The following is a 19,349-nucleotide window of genomic DNA, read 5'->3' as shown; positions in this document are numbered from 1 at the left end:
GGAGCCCGGCGTGACCGAAACGCTCGATACCCCCGCCGATAACGACCCCGCACGGGTGCTCGAACGCGGCGCTCACGCATCCGCCCCCCGCACGCTGATCGACATCCTGCGCGAGACGACGGCGCGGCACCCCGACGCCTCGGCCCTCGAAGATGCCCGGGGCGCCCTCAGCTATCGCGAGCTCATGGCGAACGTCGTCCGCGTGGCCGCGCGCCTCGTGGAGGACGGCGTGGGCCGCGGTGACCGCGTGGGCGTGCGACTCGCCTCGGGCTCGCGCGAGCTCTACATCGCCATCCTCGCGGTCATGGCCGCCGGTGCCGCCTACGTGCCCGTGGATGTCGACGACCCCGACGAACGCGCCGACCTCGTGTTCCGCGAGGCCCGCGTGCGGGGCACGCTCTCGGGCGATGGCTGGCTCGAGGGCCCGGACGGCACCCCGCGCACGCGGATCTTCGACGGCTCGGTGCCCCACGCCAGCACGCATTCCCAACCCATGCTCACGCCGCCGACACCCGACGACGACGCTTGGATCATCTTCACCTCGGGTTCGACGGGCACGCCGAAGGGTGTCGCCGTGACGCATCGCTCGGCCGCGGCCTTCGTCGACGCCGAGGCACGCCTGTTCCTGGCCGACGAGCCCATCGGGCCGGACGACCGGGTGCTGGCAGCCCTCTCGGTGGCATTCGACGCGTCGTGCGAGGAGATGTGGCTGGCCTGGCGCAACGGCGCGTGCCTCGTGCCCGCGCCCCGCTCGCTCGTGCGCACGGGCTCAGACCTCGGTCCTTGGCTCACGACGCACGGCATCTCGATCGTGTCGACGGTGCCGACGCTCGCGAGCCTGTGGCCGGACGATTCGCTCGAGAACATCCGCCTCTTGATCTTCGGCGGCGAGGTGTGCCCGCCCGAGCTCGTCGCGCGCGTCGCCGTGCCAGGACGTGAGGTCTGGAACACCTACGGCCCGACTGAGGCGACCGTCGTGGCTTGCGCGGCCCTGCTGCACGCGGGAGAACCCGTGCGCATCGGCCTGCCCCTCGACGGCTGGGACCTCGCCGTCATCGGCGACGACGGCATGCCCGTGCGCGGCGACGAGGTGGGCGAACTGGTCATCGGGGGCGTCGGTCTGGCGCGGTATCTCGACCCGCAGAAGGACGCCGAGAAGTACGCCACGCTGCCGTCCCTCGGTTGGGAGCGCGCCTATCGATCGGGCGACCGCGTGCGTTTCGACGGCGAGGGTCTCGTGTTCGCAGGCCGCGTCGACGACCAGGTGAAGATCGGCGGCCGCCGCATCGAACTGGGCGAGATCGAGGCCGCCCTGCAGAAGCTGCCAGGGGTGTCGGCCGCCGCCGTCGCGGTGCAGAGAACCGAGGCCGGGAACACCGTGCTGGTCGGCTATCTGGCTGTGGGCGACCCGCAGACGTTCGACCATGCGGGTGCCACGCGGGCGCTTCGGGACGAGCTGCCGGCCGCACTGGTGCCCGTTCTCGCGGCGCTGGACACGCTGCCCACGCGCACCTCGGGCAAGGTGGACCGCGGCGCGCTGCCGTGGCCGCTGCCCGCCGCCGAAGCCCGCCCGGGTGACCCGGGACGCGGTGACGAGGCGGACGATCTCTCCCCCGCCGAGGTCCTCTTCCGCAGCGTGGCGGCCGATTGGCAGGCCGTGCTCGGCATTCCGGTGTCGGATGCCGACGTGAACTTCTTCGACCTCGGCGGCGGGTCGCTCTCGGCCGCCCAATTGGTGGGTCGCCTGCGCGCCCACGTGCCCGAGTACACGGTCGCCGATCTCTATGACCACCCGCGGCTCGGAGCCCTGTGCGATGACCTGCTCGAGCGCTCGGCGGATGCCGATGCCGAGCAGGCGGCGGGGGCCCGCTCCGGCGGCCGTGCGCGCCTGTCCGATCACGTCGTCCCGCCCGTGCCGCGCTCGATGCAGGTCTTCCAGACACTCGCGGGCCTCGCGCTGCATCTCGTGGGCGGCATCCGTTGGACCGCCATCGCCCTCGGCATCGCGACCCTCCTGCACGCGATCGACGATCTGCCGAACGATACCTCCTTCGACGCGCTTCCCACGGCCCCGCTGTGGTTCGTCGTGCCCGCCCTGCTGCTCTTCGCGACCCCCATCGGCCGCATGGTGCTGTCGGTCGTCGTCGCGCGCGTGCTGCTTCGCGGGGTGCGGCCGGGTGATCACCCGCGCGGCGGCTCGGTGCACCGACGGCTCTGGTTCGCCGAACAGATGCAGACGTCGATCGGCGCCGTCTCGCTCGCCGGCGCGCCCTGGATCGTCTACTACGCCCGCGCACTCGGCGCCAAGATCGCACCCGATGTGGACCTGCACACCGTGCCACCCGTGACGGGCATGCTGACGATCGGCCGCGGCGCGTCCATCGAACCGGAGGTCGACCTGTCGGGCTACTGGATCGACGGGGATGTCGTCCGGCTCGGCTCCATCCGCATCGGCGCCGAGTCGAGCGTGGGAGCCCGCAGCACTCTCGCGCCCGGCACGCGGCTCGGTCGGGGTGCCGAGGTCATCGCAGGCTCTGCGGTCTTCGGGCGCGTTCCCGCCGGCCAGCAGTGGGCGGGTTCGCCGGCCGTGCGCGTCGGCCGCTCACGCGCCTGGTGGCCGGGTGCGCGTCCCCCCAAACGCACGCGCTGGGTTGCGGCATTCGGCGCATCGTCGGTGGCGCTCGCCGGCATTCCCGTGCTCTCGTTCGCGCTGGGTGTGGCGGTCCTGGCGCGGTCCATCGCCAACGCACCCGATCTCGCCGCGGTGCTGATCCGGGCGCTGGCGGGCATCGTTCCGGCAACCCTTGCCGCGGGTCTACTCCTCGCGGGCCTCGTGGTCGTGTGCGTGCGCCTTCTCAGCATCGGCGTGACGGCGGGCGTGCATCCCGTGCGGAGCCGCGTGGGCTGGCAGGTCTGGTCGATCGAACGGCTGCTCGACCTTGCCCGCTCGTTCCTCTTCCCGCTCTATTCCAGCCTCTTCACGCCGGTGTGGCTGCGCCTGCTGGGGGCGGATGTCGGGCGCAACGTCGAGGCATCCACCGTGTTGCTCGTGCCCTCGATGACGACGGTGCGCGACGGGGCGTTCCTCGCCGACGACACCCTCGTGGCCTCCTACGAGCTGGGCGGCGGCTGGTTGCGCATTTCCCCCGTCGTCATCGGTAAACGAGCATTCCTCGGCAATTCGGGGATGGCCGGATCGGGTCGCAACGTCCCGAAGGGCGCGCTCGTGGCCGTGCTGTCGGCCGCGCCCCGCAAGTCGAAGCCCGGCACGTCGTGGCTCGGCTCACCGCCCGTGCAATTGCGCCGTTCGGCCGAAACCGGCGACCAGAGCCGCACCTACGAGCCGCCCGCCCGCCTGCGCGTGGCGCGCACCGTGTGGGAGCTTCTGCGCGTCGTGCCCGTGGTCGTAAGCGCCCTGCTCGGCCTGCTCGTCATCGTCGCGCTGCTCGCGGCCGCCGATGCCGGTGGAGTGGGGCTCGCGATCGTGGCGTCGCCGTTCGTTCTGACCGCAGCTGCGGCGCTGGCAGCCGTCGTCACCTCGGCCGCCAAATGGGTGCTCGTCGGCCGGATTCGTGAATCGGAACATCCGCTCTGGTCGTCGTTCGTCTGGCGCACCGAAGTGGCCGACACCTTCGTCGAGATGACGGCGGCGCCCTGGTTCGCGCGCCTGGCCTCGGGAACGCCCGCCCTCGTGTGGTGGCTGCGCAGCCTGGGCTCTCGGATCGGCCGCGGCGTGTGGTGCGAGAGCTACTGGTTGCCCGAAGCCGACCTGGTGACGCTGGGCGACGGCAGCACCGTCAACCGCGGCTGCGTTGTGCAAACACACCTCTTTCATGATCGAATCATGTCTATGGATTCGGTCACCCTCGCGGCCGGCTCGACACTCGGGCCGCACAGCGTCATTCTTCCCGCCGCCACGATCGGTTCCCACGCCACGGTCGGGCCCGCGTCGCTCGTCATGCGCGGCGAAACCGTGCCCGCCTCGAGCCGCTGGTCGGGCAACCCCATCGGCCCGTGGCGTGACGTGACGACCGCCGACTATCGCGTCGTCGCCGAATGACGGGTGCGCCGGCGGCACGCAACGCTGACCCCTACATTCCGGCCCTCGGCAACGATGGCTATCGCAGCGTGCACTATGACCTCGAGCTCGACTACCGGGTGTCGACGAACCGGCTGGCGGCCACGGCGAGCATCACGGCGATCGCTGACGCTGACGCTCTGCCCCTCGAGCGCATCGAGTTCGACCTCGCGGGCCTCAGCGTTTCGTCGGTCTCGGTCGACGGCGTGCGTGCACCCAAGGTTCGACAGGTGCGCAACAAGGTCGTCATTCACCCGCGCGAACCCATCGTGGCCGGCGCCACCTTCGAGGTGCGCATCGCCTACGCGGGCGCTCCGAAGCCCCGCCGCAGCCGCTGGGGTCTCGTCGGTTGGGAAGAGTTGCAGGACGGCGTGATCGTCGCGTCGCAGCCATCCGGGGCGTCGTCGTGGTACCCGTGCAACGATCTGCCGAGCGACAAGGCGAGTTACCGCATCCAGGTCACGTGCGAGCGGGACTATGCGGTGGTCTGCAACGGTGTTCTCGAGGAAAGCTCGACGACGGGCGGCCGAACGCGCTGGGTGTACCAGCAGAACGAGCCCACCTCGACCTATCTGACGGCCGTGCACATCGGGCGCTATCGCCGCGAACGCATGAACGTCAACCCCACGGCCTCCCCCGCGACCATCCATGCCGCCTTCCCGCCCGCCCTCAGTGCCCGGGTGCACCACGACTTCCGCGACCTCCCCGCCATGATGGATGTCTTCAGCCAGCGTTTCGGCCCCTATCCGTTCCCCGAATACACCGTCGTCGTGACCGAGGACGAACTCGAGATCCCGCTCGAAGCCCAGGGCCTCGCGTCGTTCGGATCGAACCACGCCGACGGCCACGGCGGCTCCGAGCGCCTCATCGCGCACGAGCTCGCACATCAGTGGTTCGGCAACTCGGTGGGCCTCAGATCGTGGCGTCACATCTGGCTGAACGAGGGTTTCGCCTGTTACGCCGAGTGGATCTGGGCCGAGGCGTCGGGCGGGCCGACCGCGGATGCCTCGGCGCGCGCGCACCACGGGCGCCTCTCGGCCTCGCCCCAGGATCTCATCATCGGTGACCCGGGTGCCGACGACCTCTTCGACGACCGCGTCTACAAGCGAGGCGCGCTCACCGTGCATGCCCTGCGCCTGATGCTCGGCGACGAGAGCTTCTTCGCGCTCGTGACGGCCTGGACGGCGCGTTACCGGCACGCGACGGCCGAGACCTCCGACTTCGTGGGCATGGCGACCGAAGCCGTCGGGCGCCCGCTGGATGACTTCTTCCGCGCGTGGCTCGAACAGCCCGAGTTGCCGCGGCTGCCGACCGCTCGCGGCTGAGCCCGCCTCTAGCCGAGCTCGGCGACCCGCGCGACGGCCCCGACAAGACCGGAGGCGAGAGCCAGGTCCGTGCCGCGATAGACGATGTCGGCATCATCCCGCACGATCGCGCGCCAGCGCGGCGACCCGGTCGTCGGGTCGACACTCACGTCATGGTCATCGTGATTGCGATCGCGATCGCGATCGTCAGCGTCATTGCGACCGTGATCGTCGGCGTCGGCGTCGGCGTCGGCGTCATCCTCGACGAAGTACACGTCGAGCGGGTCGACACGCAGGCCACGCCCGTCCGCCTTGAGAACGGCTTCGACCCTCACCCACCGCTGCAACACCTCGCGTTCGTCGCCGGTGTCCACTCCGAGCACGGCAGCCACGTCACGCACGCGCTGAAGGACATCGCCCGACCCGACTCCGTGGCGAGCGGAAAACAACACCTCGATGTCGACACCGAGTCGAGCGTCGTCCGAGACGGCCACCACGATGACGTCCTCCGACGTCGACAGCGACACAGAGGGAACGGAGGCCGACGGCCTGAGCGCCAGCGACGCCCGCCCAGGCGACGGCGTCCGCGCGCCTAAGCGGTCCGGCTCCGCGTCCGTCTCGGCGCCTTCGCGCAATGCAAGCGTCAGAGGCCCGTGCGGCCCGCCACACGAGGGGCAGCGCGCATCCACAACGAAGCGGAGGTCGCTCTCTCCGAGGAATTCTGCGACGGCGCTTTGCACGAGAGCCCGCGAGCGGAGAAAACGCGTCCGATCGCGATCATCCCGACGCTGACCGTCGTAGCGCGAGCCCTGCTCATGCGCACTCTGCTCGCGCGCACTCTGCTCGCCCGGACTCCGCGCACCTGGACCCTGGGCACCTGGACCCTGGGCACCTGGACCCTGGGCACATGGACCCTGGGCACATGGACACTGCCCGCCCAGAGCATCCCAACGCTCTCGCTGCGTCTTGCCGAGGATCACGCGCTGCGCGGGACGATCTGAGAACAGATCGTCCGAAGTAGGGCGGGCGGGACTCGAACCCGCGCATAGTCGTGTTATGAGCACGATGCCTTAACCAGCTTGGCTACCGCCCCAGGCTTGCAGCGCCGCATTCATCCTAGCGACAAGCGTCGCCGCTAGCGCTCGGACGGTGTCGACGCGGCAACCTCGGGCTCGTCGCTATCGTCAGCGGCATAGGCCGTGGTCACGGCATCGCCCCGGTAGAGGCTTTCAAACGTCGACAGGGTGCGCTGGATGTCGTGCGCCTCGATCAACCGCAGCGATTCGCGCTTCATGGCGACCAGCTTCTCCTCCGGCATCGTGAAGATGTCGGTGAGGCGGGCGGCCAGCTCGTCGGAGTCGCCCGGCTCGAACAGGTAACCGTTCTCGCCGTCGTGCACGAGGTGCGGCAGCGCCATCGCGTTGGCTGCGACCACGGGAAGCCCGGAAGCCATCGCCTCCATGGTGACGATCGACTGCAGTTCGGCGATCGACGGCATGGCGAGGACCGTGGAACGCGTGTAAGCGGCCCGCAACTCGACGTCGTCGACGTAGCCGGTGAAGGTGACGCGATCGCCGAGGTCGAGCTGCTGCACGAGGTTCTCGAGGTTCTTGCGCTGGTCGCCGCCGCCGACGATCTCGAGCGTGGCGTCGAGCGCGGGGTCGAGCTTCGAGACGGCCTTGATCAGCACGTCGATCTGCTTCTCACCCGTCACGCGGCCGACGAAGACGATGCGGTTCGCGGTGCGGGGCGTGAAGTCGGGCGTGTACATGTGTGCGTCGATGCCGCACGAGATGGCGCGCACGCCCGTGAGGCCCGTGTACTTCTCGAGGAAGTCGGCGGCCTTCTGCGTGGGCGTGGTGACGGCTTCGGCGCGGCTGAGCGTCTTCTTGGCGGTCTTCCATGCCCAGGAGATGAGCCGGTTCTGCAGGCGCTTCGGGATGAGCGTGAACTCGAGCATGTTCTCGGGCATGAGGTGGTTCGTGGCGACGATGCGGATGCCACGCTTCTCGGCCTCGTAGGACAGGCCGAAACCGGTCACGAGGTGCGACTGCGAGTGCACGACATCCGGTTTGACCTCGTCGAGGATGCGGGCGCTGTGACGTTTGATGTCCCACGGCAAGGCGAAGCGCAGCCAGTCGTGCGGGTACCAGCGCCAACTGCGCAGGCGGTGGGCGGTCATGAGCTCGCCCTCGTGGCGCTCGGTCCAGGTGCCGTGTCGGCGCGACGCGGCGGGTGCCACGATGTGCACCTCGTGGCCGCGCGCAACCATTCCGGCGGCGAGACGCTCGGCGAAACGGGCAGCGCCGTTGACGTCGGGGGCGAAGGTGTCGGCACCGATCAGAATGCGCAGCGGGCGCTTCTGGGCGGGACCTGTGGCCGGGGCGGACGCGCTCGGATCGACGGGATCAGACAAGGCGGGTGTTTCCTTCGCTCGTGGTCGGCAGGGCTTCGGCCGAGGCCGGAGTGGTGCTTCTCGCGGATGTGCACCGTCAGTCTAACCAACGGCTCTGTGGTCGCCCGGGAGCGCCGCGCTTACTTCGTGATGCCCGGATGGTGCCGCGCCAGCTGGAAGACGCCCCACACGGCGATGGCGCCCGCGATGACGAAACCGATCGCGGCCCAGAGGGGGGCCTGCGAGGCCTCGCCCAGCACGATGATGCCGATTCCGACGGCCACCATGGGATCGATGACCGTGAGGCCCGCGACGACCAGGTCGGGCGGGCCCGACGAGTAGGCGTTCTGCACGAAGTAGGCGCCGAGCGCAGTGGCGACGAGCAGGCCGATCACGCACAGCACCGTGAGCCACTCGAAGTTGCCGTTCTGGATGCGGTTGATGATGACCTTGGCGAGCGTTGCCACGAAACCGTAGATGATGCCCGCGCACAGGATGTAGTAGATGGCCTTGAAGCGTTTGCGGAGCGTGCCGAACGAGACACCGGCGGCGATGAGCACGACGAGCAGGATCCACAGGATGGTGATGAGCTCGTGGTCGGTGATCGGCTTCTCGACCGCGAAGCTGGCGGCCAGGGCGACGAAGAGGCCGACACCCGCCACACACGCGATGACGGCTTGCACGGACTTTCGGTTGAGCCGCACCTTCGAGATGCGCGCGTTGAGGATGGTGGTGATGACGAGCGCCACGGCGCCGAGCGGCTGCACCACGATGAGTGGCGCGAAGTTCAGCGCCGTCAACTGCAGCACGATGGCGAGGCCCAGCATGACCGTGCCGAGCACCCACGAGGGCCGCTTGATGAGCGCGCCGAGCTGCGCGCCCGAGAGACCCGAGTTGGCGCCGTTCGAACTCGCCTCGACCTTGGCGACACCGCGGTGCTGGTATTGCGCACCGAACGACAGGAACACGGCGCCGATGAGGGCGAGCGGAATGCCGATGAGGGCCCGCGGGTCTGGCACCAACGAGGCGGTGAGGTCGGCGATGTCGGCCATGTCGTCGATCAGTGGAATCACGTAATGACTGTACCCGTAGGTCGGCCCGGATAGGCTCAACGAATGACCATCCTCCCCATTCGAATCACCGGAGATCCGGTGTTGCACTCCCCCGCCAGCCCCGTCACCGTGTTCGACGACACGCTGCGCACACTAGTCTCCGACATGTTCGAGACGATGGATGCGGCGCCCGGCGTGGGTCTCGCGGCGCCGCAGGTGGGCGTCGGCTTGCGCCTCTTCGTCTACACCTACGACACCGACGAGGGCGAGCCGTGGCGCGGCGTCGCCATCAATCCCGAGCTATGGATCACGCCCCTCCCGGCCGGCGCTCCGGAAGACGAGCTCGACTCAGAGGGGTGCCTGTCGGTGCCCGGCGAGCGTTTTCCGCTCGTGCGTTCGGAACGCGCCATCCTGCGTGCCGTCGATCTCGACCAGAAGCCCTTCGAACTCGAGGTAGACGGCTGGAGGGCCCGAATTCTGCAGCACGAATTCGACCACCTCAACGGCGTGTTGTATGCCGATCGCCTCGTGGCCCCCTATTACAAGACCGTGCAGAAGGCCATCAAGAAGGCCGGCTGGGGCGTCGACGGCATCAGCTGGATGCCGGGGGTCGACGACCTCGACGCGTAAGGGATGTCGGTGCGCAGGTTCTGCGCGCCGCTCCCTGCGCTTGAGGCGCCCCGGTGCTCAGGCTTCGGGCAGTACTTTCGCTCACAAAAAAGGCCGCGGGGGTGGAGCCCACGCGGCCTTTCGCTCCCCGAGTTGGACTCGAACCAACAACCTATCGGTTAACAGCCGATTGCTCTGCCAATTGAGCTATCGAGGAATACGATCTGGTGCATTTCTGCATCAGCGCGTAGCAACTCTACCAAAGGATTTCGTTCCGCAAAATCGAGGGGCGGAGTGGCGGCTATTCGGGCGTGTCGGCCGCCGCGACATCCGACTGCTCGATGCTGTTCAGGCGTGCCAGGAACGGGTGTCGCCCTTCGGCGAGCAGGTCGTCGACGTCGCCGACGCCCACGATGCGCCCGCGGTCGAGGGCGAGCACGCGTGTGGAGACTTTTCGGTGCAGGGTCAGGTCATTCGAGATGACGACGGCCGCGAAGTCGCGACCGGTGCGCAGCGTGTCGAGCAGACTGACGATGGCGGGGCGCACGGTGACGTCGATGCCAGCCGTGGGTTCGTCGGCGATCAGGAGCTTCGGCCCGAGGATCAGGGAACGCGCGATGGCGACGCGCTGCCGCTGACCGCCCGACAGCTCGAAGGGAAACTTCTCGAGCACCGCGAGCGGGAGTTGGACGGCTTCGAGCATGGCGGCCACGCGCGACCCGAGAGCTTTTCGATTGTAGCGACGGTCGCGCGACAGCACGGGCTCGGCGATGATCTCGGCTGCCGTGTAGTCGGGCGTCAGCGTGCCGCTGGCGTCTTGTGCGAGGTAGGCCACCGAGAACTGCACCTGGTTGCGGGCGCGCCGGCGGATGCCGCGCAGCTGTTCGCCGAGCACGGTGACCCCGCCGCCCGTGATGTCGGGCATGCCGGGACCGGCCTGGGCCGAGAGCACTCGCGCGAGCGTGGATTTGCCCGAGCCGGACTCGCCCACGATGCCCACGATCTCGCCCATGCCCACGCGGAAGCTCACGCCGTTGACCGCGCTATAAGGAAGGGAACCGTGGTGGCCCGGGTATTCGGCGGTCAGATCGTCGACGACGATGGCGGACGAAGGCGGGGCGGACCGGTCGGTGCTCGTCATGCGTCCATCCTGCCCCATAGCGGCTGCACGAAAAGTCAGGATGTCTCTTTGAGCGCGCGGCGCTCGGCCTCGAGGTCGAGCAGCTGTCGTTGCACGGCGCGGTAGGCCTCGCGGTCGGTGGGATCGGTGCGCTGCAATTTTCCGAGCATCTCGTGCGATTGCCGCAACAGCTCGCGTTCGACGAGAGCCGAGGCGATCTCACGCACGTACGCGCTGAGGTCGCGCTCGGAACGCTCGGGCACCGGTGCAACGGCGAGCTGCTGGATGAGGGAGGCGAGGGGCACGGGAACGGCGTCGATCACGCGCGGGAACCAGGCCTCGGTGCCGAAACTCTCGAGCGTCGTGGCGATGGCATCGCGGATGACCGCGAGCGACGGGTTCACGAAACCGGTGTGCACGGCGCGCGCCACCAGCTCGTGACCGGCCAGTTCGGGGAACTGCAGGATGGCCATGAGCGCATCGCGTTCGAGCCGCGTGGCCTGGTCGGGCGGAAGGTCGGCGAGAGACAACGGCCGTTCCTCGCGCAACGACGTCACCGCTCCCCCATCCCGAGCATCGAGGATGCCGGGGCCGTCGCCATCGGGGCCGTCGGGCGCCCAGCCACCCCCGTCGTCGTACTCGTCGTCGGGCTCGGGCGGGTATTCATCGGGCGCGACGCTGCGGAGCGAGCCATCGGACGCCCATGCGTTCTGCTGCGAGCCATACTGCCCGGCCCCGTAGCTCCGAGGACCGCCCGTTGCGGCGCCGTTCTGAACCGGCGCCTGTGTCGGTGCCTGTGTCGGTGTCTGCGTCTGTGTCGGTGCCTGTGTCCCCGCCTGCGCGGCGGGCACATACGCCGCCGTACCGTTCGGCGTCATGCCGAGCGTGATGACTCCCCCGGGGTTGCTCGTGATGGCGCGCGACGCGGCGGGACGCGATGCCCCGCGGGACCCGGCGCCGCCCGAGCCACTGCCGCCGCGCGATGACCCCCGCACGGCCGTCTGCACCTCGTCGAGCTCGAGCCCTAACTGCCGGGCGAGCACGCGCTCGTAGCCCGGGCGGATCGACGCGTCACGGATGTCGGCCACGATGGGCGCCGAGGCGCGCAGGGCGCTCACGCGACCCTCGACGGTCTCGAGGTCGTACTGCGACAGCACCTGACGGATAACGAACTCGAACATGGGCTCTTTGGAGTCGACCATGCGCTGCACGGCCGCATCGCCCTGGGCAAGGCGGAGATCGCACGGGTCGAGCCCGTCGGGCGCCACGGCAACATAGGTCTGCGCGGCGAAGCGGCGCTCTTCGGTGAACGCGCGCATGGCGGCCTTTTGGCCGGCGGCATCCGGGTCGAACGTGAAGATGACTTCACCCGTGGCGCTGTCGTCTCCGAGCACGCGGCGCAGCACCTTGATGTGGTCGACGCCGAACGACGTTCCACAGGTCGCCACGGCCGTCGTCACGCCGGCGAGGTGGCAGGCCATGACATCCGTATAGCCCTCGACGACGACGACGCGTTTCGAGCGCGAGACATCGCGTTTGGCGAGATCGAGCCCGTAGAGCACCTGGGCCTTGTGATAGACCGCGGTCTCGGGGGTGTTCAGGTATTTGGGGCCCTTGTCGTCGTCGAGCAGCTTGCGCGCCCCGAAACCGATGGTCTGCCCGGTGACGTCTCGGATGGGCCAGACGAGGCGCCCCCGGAACCGGTCGTAGACGCCGCGGTCGCCCGAGGAGACGAGGCCCGCGGCGCTCAGCTCGTCGGTGGTGAACCCCCGCGATTTGAGGGCATTGGTGAGGGCATCCCAACTCTTGGGGGCGAAACCCACGCCGAAGCGCGTGGCCGCCGCCTGGTCGAAGCCACGCTCTCCGAGGAACCGACGGCCCACATCGGCCCCGGGCGTCATCAGCTGCTCGCGGAAGAACTCTTCGGCCGCGAGGTTGGCGGCCAGCAGACGGGAGCGCGCGCCGTGCTCGCTGCGCGCCTGCCCGCCGTCTTCGAACGTGAGCTGGAAGCCGACTCGGCCGGCCAGGCGCTCGACCGCGTCGGTGAAGGTGACGTGATCCATCTTCTGCAGGAACGAGATGACGTCGCCCGATTCGCCGCAGCCGAAACAGTGGTAGAAACCGACCTGCGGGCGCACGTGGAAGCTGGGACTGCGCTCGTCGTGGAAGGGGCACAGGCCCTTCATCGAGCCAACGCCGGCGGACTTCAGCGAGACGTATTCGCCGACCACATCGGCGATATTGGTGCGCGCCTTGACCTCGTCGATGTCGCTTTGACGAATGAGTCCGGCCATGTCTTCATCCTACGTTGCACGGCCGACATCCGAACCCGCGGTCGCTCCTCAGAGGCGGTGCGCGGCGGCTCGTCGGGGGCTGCGCTCGGGCTCTATTCGGCGGGCGTGCTCGGGCGTTCGAGCCAGCTGAGCGCCGACTGGTCGGTGAGGCTCGCGACCTGGTCCACGACGACGCGTTTGCGCGCCGCATCCGAGTCGGCGCGACGCCAGTCGTCGGCGAAACCCACGTCGAGCGAGCGCTCGCCCTCGCTGTAGAGGCGGTCGGCGAGCGAGGTCAGGACATCGCGCTGCTGGCGATAGATCGGCTGGCGCGCATCGCTCGACATGACGAACGCCGCGACGACGCCCTTCAGCACGGCGATCTCGGCCATGATGCCGTTGGGCACGACGACGTCGGCGTTGAAGCGGATGAGCGCATCGCTCGCCGCAGCCTCACGCGTGGCTGCCGTGGCCTGCCCCGCGAAACGCCCGATCATCTGGCTGGTGAAGTTCTTGAGCTTGGCGAGGTCACGCCGCGACGCGTCCCAGCTGCTGACCCACAGATCGGATGCCGCGAGCCGTTCGAATGCCGACCCCAGGTCGTCGAGGCTGAATTCGTCACCGGCCCAGGCCTGCACGGCCTTAATGAGCGAATCGTGCCCGGCGCGGGCGCTGAGGAACGCGGGGTCGATGTATTCGTTCACGATGGCGTCTTCGAAATCGTGCACCGAGTAGGCGATGTCGTCGCTCAGGTCCATGACCTGGGCCTCGATGCAGCGCTGGCGGGCCACCGGGGCCCCCGAGCGCAGCCACTCGAAGGCGGGCGTGTCGTCGTCGAAGAAGCCGTATTTGGCGCGCCCACCCGGGTCGGGAACGCTCTCGGCCGCGGGCCACGGATATTTGCAGCTCGCGTCGAGGCTCGCACGCGTGAGGTTGAGGCCGTAGCTCTGGCCGTCGGGCCCGTAGACCTTGGGTTCGAGGCGCGTGAGCAACCGCAGCGTCTGCGCGTTGCCCTCGAAACCACCGATGTCGGCGGCCCAGTCGTTGAGGGCGCGTTCACCGTTGTGGCCGAAGGGCGGGTGACCCAGGTCGTGCGCGAGGCAGGCCGTGTCGACCACATCGGGGTCGAGCCCGAGGCTGTTCGCGAGCTCGCGGCCCACCTGGGCGACCTCGAGCGAATGCGTGAGGCGGTTGCGGGCGAAGTCGAGCCCGGCCGTGGGGCTCAGGACCTGCGTTTTGGCGGCGAGACGCCGGAGCGCGCTCGAGTGCAGCAGCCGCGCGCGGTCGCGGGCGAAGTCGCTGCGGCGCGACGAGTGGTGCTCGGGCAGCCAGCGCTCTTCGTCGTGCGGGGTGTAGCCATCCCGCTGTTCGGCACGCGCGACGCCCTGGGGCTCAGCCACCACTGGTGCTCAATTCGGCCTCGTTCAGGTCGCTCTGCTCGCGGGTGGCGAGCGTGCGGCTCTCGAGCCACCCCTCGGGCAGGGCCGGACGTTTGGGCGTGCCCGCGCGACCGCGCTGACCTTCGGCCGCTTCGCCGGGGTAGGGCAGGTCGCCGTCGAGCGTGCCGAGCAGGTCGTCCATCTGCTGCAGGGATTCGACCGTGGCCAGGCGCGCGCGCAGGTCGCCGCCGACCGGATAGCCCTTGAAGTACCACGCGACATGCTTGCGGATGTCGCGGCACCCCCGCTCTTCGCTGTCGAAGAACTCGGCCAGCAGCACGGCGTGGCGTCGGAACGTGGCCGCCACCTCGCCGAGGCTCGGCTGGTGGGTGGTGTTCTCGCCGCGGAACGCCGCCGCCAGGTCACTGAAGATCCACGGGCGACCGAGGCATCCGCGACCGACGACCACACCGTCGCAGCCCGTCTCTTCGACCATGCGCACGGCGTCGGCACCCGACCAGATGTCGCCGTTGCCGAGAACGGGAACGTCGGTGATGGTTTCTTTCAGGGTGCGGATCGCGCTCCAGTCGGCGTGCCCCGAATAGAACTCGGATGCGGTGCGCGCGTGTAGCGCGATGCTCGACACACCGGCCCCCTGTGCGGCTTTCGCGGCCTCGAGGTAGGTCAGGTGGTCGGGGTCGATCCCCTTGCGCATCTTGATCGTGAGCGGCACAGAACCGGCCGCCTTCACGGCACCCTCGACGATGTCGCGGAACAGGTCTTGCTTCCACGGGAGCGCCGCGCCGCCGCCCTTGCGGGTGACTTTGGGCACGGGGCATCCGAAGTTGAGGTCGATGTGGTCGGCCCGGTCTTCGGCGACCAGAATGGTGACGGCCTCTGACACGGTCTTGGGGTCGACGCCGTAGAGCTGGATGCTGCGGGGCGTCTCGGACTCGTGGTGCTGGATGAGGCGCATGGTCTCGGGCGTGCGCTCGACGAGGGCGCGCGACGTGATCATCTCGCTGACGTAGAGACCCGCGCCGAATTCGCGGCAGAGGCGGCGGAAGGCCGTGTTGGTGATGCCCGCCATGGGCGCCAGCACGACCGGCGCCTCGAGCGAGAGGTTGCCGATGGTGAGGGCCGGGGCGGCGCTCTGGGGGTGGCTTATCGTGGATACGGCAGACATAACTACTCAATTCTCCCAGATCGGGGCGCAGGGCATGGACGACGGGTCGAACTTCGGCGATATCGAGGGAACGGATCGCGTGCGGGCGCACGCCGCGCAGGTGGGGTTGGACGTCGAGATCGTCGAGCGACCAGAGGCGTCGAGCCTCGAGGAGGCCGCCTCGCTCCTCGGGATCACGCCCGGCGAGATCGTGAAGACGCTCGTCGTGAAACGCCACGACGGCTCGTTCCTGTTCGCCCTCGTGCCGGGCGGCCGCAAGATCTCGTGGGCGAAGCTGCGCGCGGTCGTGGGCGTGAACAAGCTGTCGCTGCCCGACAAGGAACTCGCACTCGAGGCCACCGGGTACGAACGCGGCACCATCACGCCGCTCGGCAGCCGCACGGTGCTTCCCGTCTATGCCGACAGCACGATCGGTCCGGGCCGCATCGCGCTCGGGGCCGGCGCTCACGGCCACAGCCTCTTCGTCGACTCCGAGGCGTTCCTGACTGCGCTCGGCGCCCAGGTGGGCGACATCACCGACCCCGAGTAGCCGACGACCACAAGCTAGCGAACGACGCGCCGAACGGCGAACGGCGAACGGCTAGTTATCCGCGGAACCGCTGGCCATGCCGGGGATGACACATGAGTCGCCCTCACAGAATCCGACGTCGGTTGCACCCAGCACCATGAGGGGCGCCCGAGTCGCGCCCATCGGAGTCGGCGTTGCGGATGCGAGCGGCACCCGCGCGGCGGTCACGATGGGCTGAACGTCGGATCCCGGCTGAGACGCCGCGCCCGCAGCATCCGTGGTCATGCGCCGGCCTTGTCGTCGGTTGCGGCACCCGCGGCACCCTCGGCACCCTCGGCGTTCTCGGCCGCAAGCTCGGCGGCGGCGGCCATCCGCACCTGCAGCACCTGCTCGAGCACGTCGGCGAAGGTGTCGGCCTCTTGCGCTCCCGAGATGCCGTAGGCACCGTCGAGCACGAAGAAGGGCACGCCCTGAATGCCGTACTGGCCGGCGATGGCCTGGTCTTCGCGCACGCGCGGGGTCATCTCGCCCGAGCGCAGCGTCGTCTCGGTCGCGACGGGGTCGAGTCCGACCTCGGCACCGTAGGCGACGAGGTCTTCGATGCGGCCGACGTGGCCGCCCTCGACGAAGTAGGCCTTGAACAGGCGCTCCATGAGTTCGAGCTGCACGCCGTGGTCTTTCGCGATGTGCAGCAGTTCGTGCGCCTTGACCGTGTTGGTGTGGTGCAGCTTGCCGAAGTCGTAGTCGAGTCCGACGGATGCCGCGATATCGGTCACGCGCGCCAGCATCTCCTTCACCTGCTCGCGCGGCATGCCCTTGTGGCGGGACAGGAAGTCCAGCTCGTCGCCCTCGAAGTCGACCGGTGTGTCGGGCGCCAGCTCGAAGGAGTGGTACTCGATGGCCACCGCGCGATCGTCGCCCGCGGCCAGGTACTTCTGCATGCCGGCCTCGAACTTGCGCTTGCCGATGTAGCACCAGGGGCACGCGATATCGGACCAGATGTCCACAGAGATCGTGCCGACGGCTTGGGCCACCGAGTGGACGGCGTCGGTCGTGGTGGTCTCGGGCTGCGATGTCGTTTCAGTCACGACACAGGTCAACGGCCGGGGGCTCGCCCGCATTCCCGAGAACCGCGTCACGCCTGGGGAGTGTCGACCGCTCCCCCGAAACGACGGTCGCGCCCGATGTAGAGCCCGATCGCCTCCCACAGGTCGGTGCGGCTGAAATCGGGCCACAGCCGGTCGAGGAACACCATCTCGGCGTAGGCGCTCTGCCACAGCAGGAAGTTGCTCGTGCGCTGCTCCCCCGACGACCGCACGAACAGGTCGACGTCGGGCATTTCGGGCGTGTAGAGCGCCTTCTGAATGGTTTTCTCGCTGATGCCAGAGGGCTTCAGGCGCCCGGCTTGCACGTCGGCGGCGATCTTGGCCACGGCATCCGCGATCTCGGTGCGACCGCCGTAGTTGACGCACATGGTGAGCGTGAGCACGTCGTTGCCGGCCGTCAGCTGTTCGGCGTATTGCAGCTCGTTGATGACGGATGCCCACAGCTTCGGTTTGCGGCCCGCCCAGCGCACGCGCACGCCCCACTCGTTGAGCTGGTCTCGGCGCCGGTGCAGCACGTCGCGGTTGAAGCCCATGAGGAAGCGCACCTCGTCGGGCGACCGCCGCCAGTTCTCGGTGGAGAACGCGTACACCGACAGGTGCTTCACGCCGGCCTGGATGGCGCCCGCGACGACGTCGAGCAGCGCGGCCTCACCGGCCTTGTGCCCCTCGACGCGCGACAGGCCGCGCTTGTTGGCCCAGCGCCCGTTGCCGTCCATGACGATGGCCACGTGCTCGGGCACGCCCTTCTTCGGGAATTCGGGCGGGTAGACGCCGGTCCAGTCGAGGGCGCGATATTCGACGGCGTCTTTGTGCGTGTAGGGCTTCGGGCTCAACGCCGGCCCTCCTCTCGGGATACGTGCGAGAGCGACTTGAGGCCGCGCTCGAGGTGCCACTGCGTGTAGGCGGCTACGACGCCGCTCGCGCGGGAGGTGGCGGACGGGGAACTGGCTTCGACGACATCCCAGCTGCCCGTCAAGAGAGCTGCGAGATGGTCGATGGTCTCGGCGTCGAGGCGCGGGGCACCGGGAGGGGCGCAGTCGTCGCACACCACACCGCCCAGCTGCACGACCGCGTGGGTGTGCGGGCCCTCGGCCTGGCAGCGCGCGCAGTCGTAGAAGCTCGGAGCCCAGCCGGCCAGGGAGAGCGCACGCAGGAGGTAGGAGTCGAGTGTCTGGTTCGGCACGTGTTCGCGGCGCGACAACGAGCGCAGCGCGCCCACGAGCAAGAGGTATTGCTGCAGCGAGGCTTCCGACTCGGTGAGCCGGTCAGCCGTCTCGACCATGGCATTGGCGGCCGTGTAGGCGTCGTAGTCCCCCACGATCTGGGCGCCATAGGAACCGAGCGATTCTGCCTGCGTGACGATGTCGAGGCTGCGCCCCTCGTAGAACTGGATATCGGCCACCATGAACGGCTCGAGCCGCGCCCCGAACTTGGATGCCGTGCGCCTGACGCCCTTGGCCACGGCCCTCACCTTGCCGTGCTGGCGCGTGAGCAGCGTGAGGATGCGGTCGGCTTCGCCCAGTTTGTGGGTGCGAAGCACCACGGCTTCGTCACGGTACAGGGGCATGCCTTCATTATCTCTCCTCCCCCTGACAGTGGCCGGTTACGCGCGCCGCCCCGGGCCGTGGTAGATGTAGGTGGTGACCCCCCTCTTCGTGATTCCGCTCTGGGCCGACCTGCTCGCCGTGGGGGTCGGCGCCGTGCAGGGGGCCATGTTCGCATCGCGTTTTCGCGAGAGCAGGCTCGACATCCTGGGTGTGGCCATCATGGGCATCGTGACGGGGCTCGGCGGCGGTATCGTGCGCGACCTGCTGCTCAATCAGGTGCCCGCGGCGCTGCGCAGCGACTGGTACCTGCTGACGGCCGTCGGCGCCGCTCTTCTCGGCATGCTGTTGCTCGCGATTTTCACGCGCCTGAACCGACTCATCATCGGCCTGGATGCCCTCACCATCGGGCTGTTCGGCGCGATCGGCACGACCAAGGCGCTGGCCGTCGGCATCCCGCCCGTGCCCGCCGTTTTCGTGGGCATGTTGTCGGCCGTGGGCGGGTCGGTGCTGCGCGACGTCATGCTCAACATCCCCATCGCCCTGATGCATGTCGGCTCGCTGTATGCCGTCGCGGCACTGGCGGGATGCGCGGCCCTCGGCGTGCTGTTCGTGGCGGATGTGCCCATCGAGGTCGGTGCCATCGTGTGCGTGATCGTGACGACGCTGCTGCGTATTCTCGCGGTTCGCTTCGGATGGAGCCTGCCCGAACAGCGCGCGCTCAGCAGTTGGCCACGCTGGCGGCGCGGGCGCGCCTGACGTCACCGGCACACAGAACGGCCGGGAATCTGCTGG

At 68.9% G+C, this 19,349-nt stretch carries 17 protein-coding genes and 2 tRNA genes; 6 read left to right on the top strand and 13 right to left on the bottom strand.

Annotated elements, in window-relative coordinates:
* Positions 1-10 precede the first annotated feature (10 nt).
* Positions 11-4,060 carry a Pls/PosA family non-ribosomal peptide synthetase gene (locus tag ACZ6IE_RS06850; protein ID WP_464607320.1) on the top strand — a complete coding sequence of 1,350 codons (4,050 nt, stop codon included), beginning with the start codon at positions 11-13 and terminating at the stop codon, positions 4,058-4,060.
* Positions 4,057-5,403: a M1 family metallopeptidase gene (locus ACZ6IE_RS06845; RefSeq protein ID WP_464607319.1), complete on the top strand. Its 1,347-nt coding sequence runs from the start codon at positions 4,057-4,059 to the stop codon at positions 5,401-5,403. Before ACZ6IE_RS06850 ends, ACZ6IE_RS06845 begins: the two co-directional genes overlap by 4 nt.
* Positions 5,404-5,411: 8 nt before the next feature.
* On the opposite strand, the gene ACZ6IE_RS06840 is transcribed toward ACZ6IE_RS06845, so the two are convergent.
* Positions 5,412-5,909: a 4'-phosphopantetheinyl transferase family protein gene (locus ACZ6IE_RS06840; RefSeq protein WP_464607318.1), complete on the bottom strand. Its 498-nt coding sequence runs from the start codon at positions 5,907-5,909 to the stop codon at positions 5,412-5,414.
* A gap of 126 nt (positions 5,910-6,035) precedes the next feature.
* Here ACZ6IE_RS06840 and ACZ6IE_RS06835 point away from each other — a divergent pair, with 126 nt between their 5' ends.
* Positions 6,036-6,383 (top strand): hypothetical protein, encoded by a 348-nt coding sequence (locus ACZ6IE_RS06835; protein ID WP_464607317.1) that lies wholly within the window; start codon positions 6,036-6,038, stop codon positions 6,381-6,383.
* 17 nt (positions 6,384-6,400) lie between these two features.
* On the opposite strand, the gene ACZ6IE_RS06830 is transcribed toward ACZ6IE_RS06835, so the two are convergent.
* The 3 genes from ACZ6IE_RS06830 to ACZ6IE_RS06820 form a co-directional block, all read right to left on the bottom strand.
* A tRNA-Ile gene (locus tag ACZ6IE_RS06830) sits at positions 6,401-6,475 on the bottom strand.
* Between the two features lie 42 nt (positions 6,476-6,517).
* Positions 6,518-7,798 (bottom strand): glycosyltransferase, encoded by a 1,281-nt coding sequence (locus tag ACZ6IE_RS06825; protein WP_464607316.1) that lies wholly within the window; start codon positions 7,796-7,798, stop codon positions 6,518-6,520.
* A 119-nt stretch (positions 7,799-7,917) separates the two neighbouring features.
* Positions 7,918-8,829: a DMT family transporter gene (locus tag ACZ6IE_RS06820; RefSeq protein WP_464608600.1), complete on the bottom strand. Its 912-nt coding sequence runs from the start codon at positions 8,827-8,829 to the stop codon at positions 7,918-7,920.
* Positions 8,830-8,892: 63 nt separating this feature from the next.
* On the opposite strand from ACZ6IE_RS06820, the gene def reads away from it, so the two are divergent.
* Entirely contained in the window at positions 8,893-9,459 is a 567-nt protein-coding gene (def, locus tag ACZ6IE_RS06815) for a peptide deformylase (RefSeq protein ID WP_077053313.1), read from the top strand.
* A 123-nt stretch (positions 9,460-9,582) separates the two neighbouring features.
* Here the strand turns inward: def and ACZ6IE_RS06810 are convergent.
* From ACZ6IE_RS06810 to dusB, 5 genes are all read right to left on the bottom strand, one after another.
* Positions 9,583-9,655, bottom strand: a tRNA-Asn gene (locus tag ACZ6IE_RS06810).
* 84 nt (positions 9,656-9,739) lie between these two features.
* Positions 9,740-10,579 (bottom strand): ABC transporter ATP-binding protein, encoded by an 840-nt coding sequence (locus ACZ6IE_RS06805; RefSeq protein ID WP_464607315.1) that lies wholly within the window; start codon positions 10,577-10,579, stop codon positions 9,740-9,742.
* Positions 10,580-10,614: 35 nt separating this feature from the next.
* Positions 10,615-12,852 (bottom strand): DNA primase, encoded by a 2,238-nt coding sequence (dnaG, locus tag ACZ6IE_RS06800; RefSeq protein WP_464607314.1) that lies wholly within the window; start codon positions 12,850-12,852, stop codon positions 10,615-10,617.
* A gap of 92 nt (positions 12,853-12,944) precedes the next feature.
* Complete coding sequence (locus tag ACZ6IE_RS06795; protein ID WP_464607313.1) at positions 12,945-14,231, bottom strand: deoxyguanosinetriphosphate triphosphohydrolase; 1,287 nt, start codon at positions 14,229-14,231, stop codon at positions 12,945-12,947.
* Positions 14,224-15,396, bottom strand: a complete 1,173-nt coding sequence (gene dusB / locus ACZ6IE_RS06790; RefSeq protein ID WP_464607312.1) for a tRNA dihydrouridine synthase DusB — start codon at positions 15,394-15,396, stop codon at positions 14,224-14,226. Before dusB ends, ACZ6IE_RS06795 begins: the two co-directional genes overlap by 8 nt.
* 34 nt (positions 15,397-15,430) lie before the next feature.
* Between dusB and ACZ6IE_RS06785 the strand changes: the two genes are divergently transcribed.
* Positions 15,431-15,925: an aminoacyl-tRNA deacylase gene (locus tag ACZ6IE_RS06785; protein ID WP_464608599.1), complete on the top strand. Its 495-nt coding sequence runs from the start codon at positions 15,431-15,433 to the stop codon at positions 15,923-15,925.
* A gap of 51 nt (positions 15,926-15,976) precedes the next feature.
* Here ACZ6IE_RS06785 and ACZ6IE_RS06780 read toward each other — a convergent pair whose 3' ends face one another.
* From ACZ6IE_RS06780 to recO, 4 genes are all read right to left on the bottom strand, one after another.
* Positions 15,977-16,189: a hypothetical protein gene (locus ACZ6IE_RS06780; protein WP_464607311.1), complete on the bottom strand. Its 213-nt coding sequence runs from the start codon at positions 16,187-16,189 to the stop codon at positions 15,977-15,979.
* Positions 16,186-16,938 carry a DsbA family oxidoreductase gene (locus ACZ6IE_RS06775; protein WP_464608598.1) on the bottom strand — a complete coding sequence of 251 codons (753 nt, stop codon included), beginning with the start codon at positions 16,936-16,938 and terminating at the stop codon, positions 16,186-16,188. Before ACZ6IE_RS06775 ends, ACZ6IE_RS06780 begins: the two co-directional genes overlap by 4 nt.
* 101 nt (positions 16,939-17,039) lie before the next feature.
* Positions 17,040-17,843, bottom strand: a complete 804-nt coding sequence (locus tag ACZ6IE_RS06770; protein WP_077053318.1) for an isoprenyl transferase — start codon at positions 17,841-17,843, stop codon at positions 17,040-17,042.
* Positions 17,840-18,577: a DNA repair protein RecO gene (gene recO, locus ACZ6IE_RS06765; RefSeq protein WP_464607310.1), complete on the bottom strand. Its 738-nt coding sequence runs from the start codon at positions 18,575-18,577 to the stop codon at positions 17,840-17,842. The genes ACZ6IE_RS06770 and recO overlap by 4 nt, the downstream gene beginning before the upstream one ends.
* Before the next feature lie 70 nt (positions 18,578-18,647).
* Between recO and ACZ6IE_RS06760 the strand changes: the two genes are divergently transcribed.
* Positions 18,648-19,313, top strand: coding sequence for a trimeric intracellular cation channel family protein (locus ACZ6IE_RS06760; RefSeq protein ID WP_464607309.1), 666 nt, complete (start codon positions 18,648-18,650; stop codon positions 19,311-19,313).
* Positions 19,314-19,349 lie beyond the last annotated feature (36 nt).

Source organism: Okibacterium sp. AC114 (genome assembly GCF_979253355.1).
This window is presented reverse-complemented; position numbering and strand designations above follow the sequence as displayed.